At 63.5% G+C, this 8,868-nt stretch carries 7 protein-coding genes; 6 read left to right on the forward strand and 1 reads right to left on the reverse strand.

All coding sequences use genetic code 11. The features are described 5' to 3' along the window. Together QZ307_RS09785 and efp are read left to right on the forward strand one after the other, a co-directional pair. A partial coding sequence (locus QZ307_RS09785) for a DUF6198 family protein (protein WP_295999359.1) occupies positions 1-869 on the forward strand: 869 nt, incomplete at its 5' end. 181 nt (positions 870-1,050) lie between these two features. After that, positions 1,051-1,614, forward strand: coding sequence for an elongation factor P (gene efp, locus QZ307_RS09790; protein WP_275207249.1), 564 nt, complete (start codon positions 1,051-1,053; stop codon positions 1,612-1,614). A 243-nt stretch (positions 1,615-1,857) separates the two neighbouring features. Here efp and QZ307_RS09795 read toward each other — a convergent pair whose 3' ends face one another. Next, positions 1,858-2,739 (reverse strand): DegV family protein, encoded by an 882-nt coding sequence (locus tag QZ307_RS09795; RefSeq protein ID WP_295999363.1) that lies wholly within the window; start codon positions 2,737-2,739, stop codon positions 1,858-1,860. 509 nt (positions 2,740-3,248) lie between these two features. On the opposite strand from QZ307_RS09795, the gene QZ307_RS09800 reads away from it, so the two are divergent. The 4 genes from QZ307_RS09800 to QZ307_RS09815 all read left to right on the forward strand — a co-directional run. Continuing rightward, positions 3,249-3,935: a cytochrome c3 family protein gene (locus QZ307_RS09800; RefSeq protein ID WP_295999366.1), complete on the forward strand. Its 687-nt coding sequence runs from the start codon at positions 3,249-3,251 to the stop codon at positions 3,933-3,935. Beyond that, the gene (locus QZ307_RS09805) at positions 3,925-5,646 is read left to right on the forward strand and encodes an FAD-binding protein (RefSeq protein ID WP_295999371.1); all 1,722 of its coding nucleotides are present in this window, start codon (positions 3,925-3,927) and stop codon (positions 5,644-5,646) included. Before QZ307_RS09800 ends, QZ307_RS09805 begins: the two co-directional genes overlap by 11 nt. 201 nt (positions 5,647-5,847) lie before the next feature. Next, positions 5,848-7,275: a helix-turn-helix transcriptional regulator gene (locus QZ307_RS09810; protein WP_295999374.1), complete on the forward strand. Its 1,428-nt coding sequence runs from the start codon at positions 5,848-5,850 to the stop codon at positions 7,273-7,275. Positions 7,276-7,450: 175 nt separating this feature from the next. Continuing rightward, the coding region (locus QZ307_RS09815; protein WP_295999376.1) for a pyruvate carboxylase subunit B at positions 7,451-8,868 on the forward strand (1,418 nt) is incomplete at its 3' end.

Genomic DNA, 8,868 nt, shown 5'->3' on the forward strand with positions numbered 1-8,868 from the left:
TGACGGCACGACCGGAAAACCGCGGAAACGAGATTCGGGTCAAGGGAAAGTCCATGGGGCGCGAGCGCTCGGGCGCGGCCATGCCGTCGCAACCGGTCTCGGCCGTCGGCGAGGAGCCTGACGAACGCAGTGCCTCGCGCGCAACGCCCTCGAGTACCCGCCTCACGTTGTACCTGATAGGTCGCGTGGTGCTCATGCTGGCGGGCATTGCCGTCATGGCTCTGGGCATCGATGTCATCGTGAAAGCCAATTTGGGCAATTCGCCCATTTCCGCCACGCCCAACGTGCTGAGCTTGGCGTTTCCCGCCATCAGCTTCGGCACGTTCATGCTGGCCTGGCAGTGCTTTCTGGTGCTGGTTCAAGTGGCTATTTTGCGCAAGGACTTCCGCCCCGTGGACCTGCTGCAAATTCCCATTTCGGTATTTTTCGGCGTTTGCATCGATGTCTTTATGGCGTGGCTGGGCGATGCGGCCCCGGCAAGCTACGGGGTCTCGTGGCTGTGGATTGCAGTCGGTATGGCCATTCTTGCTTTGGGTATTGTGATGACCGTCGTGTCGGGCACGGTAATGAACTGTGGCGAGGCGGTGGTTCAGGCGGTGGTCACCAAGACGGGCATCCGTTTCGGCACGGGGAAGGTGTGCTTCGATCTTTCTTGTGCGGCCTTGGCCATCATCTGCAGTTTCGCCTTCATGGGTCATTTGGCTGGCGTGCGCGAAGGCACCATCGTGTGCGCGGCTTGCACCGGCCTTATCGTGAACGCCTACATGGCCGTCTACGGCAAAGTGCGCGCCCTAGTTGCGGCGCGGCGCGGCCTGGTGGAGGATGAGCCGGTTCCGCTGCTGGCCGCTGAGGAAGAGGGCGCGGCGTAGTCTCGCTTGCGGTGCTTTTGCCGAGCGGCTGGGGGGCGACCGCCTTTTGCCCTTCGACCGTGGACTTCTTGCGGCTGGCTTTGCGCAGAAGGCCTGGGGCGGCTATAATAAACCAGTTTGTGAATCAGGCGCGGTGCGAGCAGCGAAGAAGCTCTGCCGCGTGCAATGAAAGGAAGCATTCGTGGCAAGCATTTCTACCGCCGATTTCAAGAACGGCATGTGCATCATCAACAACGGCAAGATGTGCACCATCGTGGAGTTCCAGCATGTGAAGCCGGGCAAGGGCGGCGCGTTCGTGCGCACCAAGCTGAAGGACATCAAGACCGGCCGCGTGGTTGACTACACCTTCAACTCCGGCACGAAGTTCGACTCCGTGCGCCTGGAGACGAAGAAGATGCAGTACCTGTACAACGACGGGGCCGACTATTACTTCATGGACAACGACACCTACGAGCAGATGGCCATCCCCACCGACACCGTGGGCGCCGCCACCGATTGGCTGAAGGAGAACGACGAGGCCACGCTGCTTTACGCTGGCGACGAGCTCATCAGCCTGGAGCCCCAGATGTTCGTGGAGCTGGAGGTTACCCACACCGAGCCGGGCTTCAAGGGCGACACCGCCACCAACACCACCAAGCCGGCCACCCTGGAGACGGGCAAGGAGCTGCAGGTGCCCACGTTCATCGAGATCGGCGACGTGCTGCAGATCGACACCCGCGACGGCCGCTTCATCAAGCGCGTCTAAATGTTCCGTCGTTGCTGACGCAACGACGTTCACGCCGATGCTGCGGCTCCGACAGGCACCTGGCCTTGCACTTCACCGCTTTCCTTCGCGGCGCAAAGGCCGCTCAGCCGCGGTTCAGCACAATTCCAGGCACCTGTCGAACCCTCGCTGACTTCCTTGGGCGAATCTGCGAGGCTCTATAAAGAAAAAGAGAGGATCTTTCGGGATCCTCTCTTTGCGTTTGGACTCATTTGCTTTCTCGGCCTACTCTCGGGCGAAGAACGCGAAGGCGACACCGCCGGGGCCGACGTGGGTACCGATGACGGCGCCCACGAGGGTGAGGGGTAGGTCGCCGGGCACGGCAGCATCGTCGCGCTCGGCCTCTTCGGCGGCTGCGGCCTGGGCGAGGGTGTCCTCGATATACTTGCGCGCTGCCTTGTCGGACAGACCCGAGTAGGCCACCCAGATGGGTCGGGTGAAGTCGATGCCGCCGGCCTCGTCGATTTTTTGGAACACCATGTTCTTGGCCTGCTTGGAGCCGCGGGCTTTGCCGGCCACCACCACTTCGCCGTCTTCCACGGTAACCACGGGCTTGATGGACAAGAGCCCGCCCACCATGGCGGCGGCGCCGGAAATGCGGCCGCCCTTGCGCAGGTATTCCAGCGTATCAAGCGAGGCGACCAGGCGGATGTCCTGCTTCTCCTGGTCGAGGCAGTAAGCGATATCGGCGGCTTCCAGCCCCTCGTCGCGCAGGGCCCAGGCGCGCTCGACCAGAATGCGCTCGCCCACGGTGGCGTTGAGACTGTCCACCACGAAGACCGATTCTTTGAACGGGGCCGCGGCAATGCAAGCGCTTTGGTAGGTGCCCGAAAGACGGCTGGACAGCGTGATGCACACCACCGTGTCACCGGCTTCCACGGCCTCGGCGAACAGATCCTGGAACACCATCGGGGGGATTTGACTGGTGCGGGGCAGCTCGTCGCTCTCTACCAGGCGCTCGAAAAACTCCGTGCGGCTGAGATCCACTCCTTCGGCGAATTCCTCCTCGCCGAAGCTGATGGTCATGGGGATGATGGTGATGTCGTGCTCGGCGGCGTACTCGGTTTCCATGTCCGCCGACGAATCCACGATAATGCGAACGCTCACGCTAGCCTCCTGATTACAGGCGCCGATGCCGCGCGGACCATGCTGCCACTTTTCGACTCGGCGTTCAAATCTTTCTCAGTATTCTATCGTGCAACCGTCTGCGTGCCATCGGTACCGCGCAAAAGCAGTCTGCGAATTCATAAATAAAGGAGCAAACGGGTCATTGACAAAGTTGTGCCGCCGTGGCCGCTGGGCACTCTTGGACGGAGCGTGGTGGGATGGTGGTGATTGAGAGGTGGGGGTCTGACCGGGACCTGGGGGTGGCCAAGCGTCTCGTTCCTTGCTCCCGCTGGCTGGTTGTCGGGTGCGCGCCCTGCCGCTTGATCGCTTGTTGCTACCGAATGAACGGTTGATTGCCTGCTTTTATCGGCTGGGGGCTATCGGCTTGCAACCCTCAATCTACCTGGCTAAACGCAAAGTTTACCCCAGCGGGGTAATAGCTTTTGGCAGCGCCCGGGCGCACAATCGCGGTGTTCTTTCTCAACGAACAAGGAAGGGAGGATTGAGAAATGAGCATCGACGAGGAAAAGGGGACGACAGCCGCCGCGGCCACAGCGCCGACGGCGGCGGACGCCCCGCACAGCGCGGCCCCGGCCGCAGCGACCGGCACTTCCGGCGCACCGGCCCCCAAGAAGCCGCGCCGCAAGGGCTGGATCATTGCCGGCGTAGTGGCCGCTGTTATTATTGTGGCCGGCGCGGGCTTCTGGGTCTGGCACGAGCAGCCCAGCTTCTGCAACGCCATCTGCCACAGCCCCATGGACTACTACGTGGAAACCTACGAATCCGATAATCCGCAGCTGGGCGTGACGGCCCATGCGAAGGCCGACGAGAGCTGTCTGAACTGCCACACGGCCGAGCTGACCACCCAGATTTCCGAGGTGATGGCCTGGGTGTCCGACAACTACCCCATGACCGACGATGGCACCATGCTGGCCACGGGCAAGCAGTTCGCCACCGAGGAGTTCTGCGCCCGCGCCGAGTGCCACCACAACCTGGGTACCAGCTTCGACGAGATCACCGCGGGCCTGTGGGGCTTCGAGGGCAACGAGGAGAAGTACAACCCCCACTCCAGCCATCAGGACCTGGCCCTGGAGTGCGGCGACTGCCATAAGATTCACGAGAACCAGGTGCTCATGTGCAACGAGTGCCACGATCTGAACATGCCCGAAGGATGGGAGGCCCCCAATGCAGAATAACGTCTCTCGCCGTAACTTCTTCAAGGGCGCCGGCGTGGCGGCCCTGGGTGCCCTGGCGGCAGGCTCGCTGTCCGGCTGCGGTCACGGCTACGCGGCCGCAACGCCTAACAACCTGAGCGCCGGCGACTTCGGCGGCCCCTCGTGGCTGGGCGCTCCGCCCGAGATTTTGGAGTCCGACATCACCGAGACCCTGGACACCGAAGTGCTGGTAGTGGGCTGCCGCACCGGCGGTTTGCCGGCGGCCATCTCGGCGGCGGAGAACGGCGCCCAGACCCTGGGCATCGACCGCACCGAGCGCGTGATGGACCCGCGCGAGGACATCGGCTCGATCAACTCGAAGCTGCAGGTGGAATCGTTCAAGAAGTTCCCGCAGTTCAAGATCGACAAGAAGGAAGCCGTTGAGGACATCGTGCGCTATGCCAACGGGTTCATCAACTACGACCTGGTGAAGCTGTGGGCCGACGAGTCCGGCGCCATGGTGGACTGGATCACCGAGATTGTCGAGCGCGACGGCCGCATGACCATGGCCTTCGAGGGCTCGGTGGGCACCGAGGGCCAAGGCGCCCGCGACAAGGCCTGGGCCACGGGTCACAGCCCCCATCCCACGGACAAGGTGGCCGACGACGAGAACTTCTCCTTCGGCGTCACGCTGCTGGAGTACGCCGAGGAGCAGGGCGCGCAGTTCCGTTGGAGCACCGAGTTCATCAAGTGCGAAACCGACGAGAGCGGCCGCGTGACCGGCGTTATCGCCCGCGACGTCAAGGATCGTCACTACCTGCGCATCAACGCCAGCAAGGGCGTCATCATCTCCACGGGCGGCTACGGCAACAACCTAGAGATGATGGAGGATCGCCAGGCGTGGAACCAGCAGCTGCGCGTGGCCGTGCCCGGCATGGGCGGCAATCCCACTGGCGACGGCATCAAGGCCGCTCTGTGGTTGGGCGCCTCGATGGACCCGCTGGGAGCGGCCTGCACCTTCAACCGTGCCTGCGTCAAGCCCGACCAGACCGTGGGCGACGGCGTGGTGGGCCGCTTCTTCTGGTTCGGCGAGCAGCCCTTCATGAAGGTGAACCTCGAGGGCAAGCGCTTCTGCAACGAGTCGGGCCCCTACGACTACATGCTGCACTCGGCCTACATGCAGCCCTACCACACCTACGTGGACATCTGGGACTCCGACTACGTCGAGCAGGTGAAGCAGCTGAACGAGGTGGGCTGCTGCCGTCTGTACCCCTTCGACAACGGCGCGCCTTCCAACATGCCCATCCAGGCTATTCCCGGCATGCTGGAAAAGCTTATCGAGGACGGCTACGTGCAGCGCGCCGACACCATGGAGGAGCTGGCGGAGAAGCTGAACATTCCCGTGGAGGCCACGGTGGAATCCTGGAAGCGCTACAACGAGGCAGCCGAGAAGGGTGCTGACGAGGATTACTACAAGGAGCCCTATCGCCTGACCTCGCTGACCCATCCGCCCTATTACGGCGTGCGCACTGGCGCTTGGTTTCTGGCCACGCTCGACGGCGTGTCCATCAACACCGACATGCACCCGGTCACCGAGACCGGCGAGCAGATCGAGGGCCTGTACATGGTGGGCAACGACTCCGGCGGCTTCTTCAGCGTCAGCTATCCCAACCTGTTCACCGGTCTTGCCTGCGGTCGCACCATGACCTTCGGTCGCCGCGCCGGCATGCTGGCCGCCACGGGCCAGGCCTAAGCCGTCGGACCAACAACGCTTTCCCCGCGCGCCGCTCTGGTTTTTTTTGGGCGCCGGCCTCCGGTCGGCCCAGGGCGGTGCTTCAGTTAAGGCGCGGCGTGATTCCTTCCTCCGCTTGCGCAGTGAAACCCCTGGTCTTTGTCGAGGCCGGGGGTTTTCGCGTACAATGGGGTCCTAGCGGAGAGGGGAGGAAAGGCCGGTATGGAAGAGAAGCGGGAAGCACGCGAGGTACGCCATGCCGCCGTGCGGGCGCTGGTGGCCTATGGGGCGCTGCTCTGCGCGGTATCGTTGATGAATACGGCGGTGTTTCCTCTGTTCGATGCAGTGTTTATGTTCGCCCGCGACGTGTCGGTTACCTGCAGCGCCGTGGCGTTTCTGGTCATGGGCGCTTTGGCGTGGCGGGCGCCGCACTGGTTGCGTCCGCGCCATTTCCTGGCTCTGACGCTGGGATGCCTGGTGGGAGGCGGAGTCCTGCTGGCGGCCGGCCTGACGCTGGCCTCCCCGGTGCTGCTTACCATCGGTGCGAGCCTGGTGGCCTGCGGTCGGGCCTGCGTCACGGTGACGGTGGGCCTCGTGCTGGCGACCCTGAGCGGCTGGGCGGCGGCTGCGGTGATTGCCGCGGCGTGCTCCCTCCAGATGATAGGGGCGCCCTGGTTCTCCTTGCTGCCGCCGGCGGTGGCCGTGGCGGCCTATCTTGTTCTTCCCCTGGTGGCCCTGGGGCTTACGGCCAAGCGCGCCGTGGGCTTTCTTCGGAAGGGAGCGACCCAGCAGCCCCCGGCCGATTTGGCCGTGACGCGCCCCACCTCGTTCCTGGCGCCCTTTTCGGCCCTGTTCATCTGCTTGTTTCTGTTCCAGGTGGCCTTCGGCTTCGCCCTGCGCTTCGACGAGGTAGCGGGGGCTCCGCGCCTGTCGGAGGCGTCGGCGTTGCCGGTGGTGCTGGTACTGGCCTACGTGCTCGTCAAGCGGCGGCCATTCTCGCCCGATGTGCTGGTGTCGCTTTCGGCTCTGGCCGTGATCGGCGGCTTTCTGCTAGCCACGCGCACGGAGCCCTCGGTGCTGTGGGGCGATGTGACCCTGCTGAACGCCGGCAACAGCCTGTTCGCCATGACGGCGCAACTGGCGCTGGTGGCCATTGCCGCGCGCAATCCGCTGGGCGCGGCCACGGTCATCGCCTGGGGCAACGGCGCCTCGTCGGTAGGGTCGCTCGTGGGCGCGGCGGCCGGCATGGTGGCCAACGGCTGGGTGGTGGCCGACCCCCAGCTGCGCTTCGCCATTCCCGCAGCGCTGCTGCTGGTCTTTGCGGGCTATGTCATCCTGGGCCTGCGGAAGTTCACGTTCAAGGCAGTCATCGAGGGCGTGGCCCCCGTGGGGGAGCAGCAGGCCGCCCAAGCCCCCGAAGAGGTGTTCCAGCATCGTTGCGAGGCGGTGGCCTCCCGTCACGGACTTACCCCGCGCGAGGCCGAAGTGTTCGCCATGCTGGCCCGCGGCCGCGATCGCGCCTACATCGAGGAGGCGCTGGTGGTGTCGCGCAACACGGTCAAGGCGCACGTCAAGCACATCTATGCGAAGCTGGGCATCCATTCCCATCAGGAACTCATCGACCTTATCGAGAGCGAGGCCGTCGGCTGAAAGGGCGGCCGGCGGTTGGCTTGTCCGAGAGGGGAGCGCCTCGCAGCTACCCTCCGCCGTTTCCTTGATGTTTCTTGTCGGCAAATTGACCCTTCAGCATCATGACCATGGTAGGCATCTCCTATAATTCCAAACTTGACCTTTGACTAACTTATGAACGAGGAGGTGTGAGTTCATGCCACGGCTTCAGATCATGGATACCACGATCCGCGATGGCCAGCAGAGCCTCTGGGCCACCCGCATGCAGATCGGCGACATGCTGCCGATCCTGCCGAAGATGGACCGCGTCGGCTACTGGGCTATCGAGGCATGGGGCGGAGCTACCTTCGACTCCTGCCTGCGCTTCTTGGACGAGAATCCCTGGGAGCGCCTGCGTGCCATCAAGGCGAACACGCCCAACACCCCCCTTGCCATGCTCTCGCGCGGCCAGAACCTGGTGGGCTACAAGCACTACTCCAAGGACATCGTCCATCGCTTCATCCATGCGGCGCACCGCAACGGCATTGAAGTGTTCCGCGTGTTCGACGCGCTGAACGACATCCGCAACGTCGTGGACAACGCCGAGGCCATCAAGGAGTGCGGCGGCCTGTTCGAGGGCGCCATCTCCTACACCATCTCCCCGGTGCACACGCTGGACTCCTTCCTCGAGTACGGCCAGCAGCTGAAGGATCTGGGCGCCGACACCATTGCCATCAAGGACATGGCCGGCATGCTCACGCCGTATCGCGCCGAGCGCATGGTGAAGGCCTTCAACGAGGAAATCGGCCTGCCGGTGCATATCCACTGCCACTATGTCGGCGGCATGGCTCCGGCCAACATCATCAAGGCAGCTGAGGCCGGCGTGGCCATTGCCGACACGGCCCACGCGCCCTTGGCCTTCGGCAACTCGCATCCGGCGGTGGAAATGATCGTGGCCGCTTTGAAGGAAAGCCGCTACGACACCGACCTCGACCTCGATCTGCTGTTCGAGATTTCCGAGTACTGGGAGGAAATGCGCAAGCGCGGCCACTACAAGCGCGGCGTGTCCTCGCTTATGCACATGAAGGTGTACTCGCACCAGGTGCCCGGCGGCATGATGAGCAACCTGGTCAGCCAGCTGGAGGTGCAGAAGGCCACCGACCGTCTGCCCGAGGTTATGGCGGAAATTCCGAAGGTGCGCGCCGAGGTGGGCTATCCGCCGCTGGTTACCCCGCTGTCCCAGATCGTGGGCACCCAGGCCGTGTTCAACGTGCTTACCGGCAAGCGCTGGAGCGTCATTTCCAAGGAAATGAAGGACTACGTGTGCGGCTACTACGGCAAGGCGCCGGGCAACATGGACAAGGAAATTGTGGCGAAGGTAGCCGGCGATGCCGAGATCCTCGACCCGTCCATTGCCCCGGGCAAGCTGGTCACCACCACCTACGACGAGATGGCCGAGGAAATTGGCGATCTGGCCCAAAGCGAAGAGGACGTGCTCATGTACGCTCTGTTCCCCAACGAGGCCCGTACCTATTTGAGCAAGCACCGTGTATCCGAGAAGGTCGATTTCATGCTGGAGCAGGAGTCCAGCGCCACCAAGGAGGACGATTACGTGGACATCAATCAGATTCGCGA

The organism is uncultured Adlercreutzia sp. (assembly GCA_910585575.1).
Classification (GTDB): domain Bacteria; phylum Actinomycetota; class Coriobacteriia; order Coriobacteriales; family Eggerthellaceae; genus Adlercreutzia.